This window comes from Brevibacterium sp. SIMBA_078, assembly GCF_046534565.1.
In the GTDB taxonomy this organism is placed as follows: domain Bacteria; phylum Actinomycetota; class Actinomycetes; order Actinomycetales; family Brevibacteriaceae; genus Brevibacterium.
In genome coordinates this window covers 1-233 of record NZ_JAWRYQ010000623.1, presented here as the reverse complement: position 1 = coordinate 233, position 233 = coordinate 1, and the positions used below count along the sequence as shown (strand labels likewise).

The following is a 233-nucleotide window of genomic DNA, read 5'->3' as shown; positions in this document are numbered from 1 at the left end:
CATTTACTGTAGAATGCTTCTCGTAGTTGTCAGCTACATATTCAGAACCTTCTTCAGTTACAACAAACGAAAATGGAATAACCTTGCCACCATATAGTGGGATATGTCCATTTAATACTGCTCTACCTGTTTCTTCACCATTTGCTCTTTCTTGTGCAACATTCTCTACAAACATCTCTACATCAAATGTAGCTTGTGGTTCAAATTCGTCAATCGACTGTCTTCTTGCAAAG

1 protein-coding gene is annotated in these 233 nt (G+C 37.8%); it reads right to left on the bottom strand.

Annotated features, from left to right (window positions below; genetic code table 11):
- Positions 1-233, bottom strand: a 233-nt coding sequence (locus SB749_RS21020) for a hypothetical protein (protein ID WP_410712028.1), incomplete at both ends; no start/stop codon positions are given.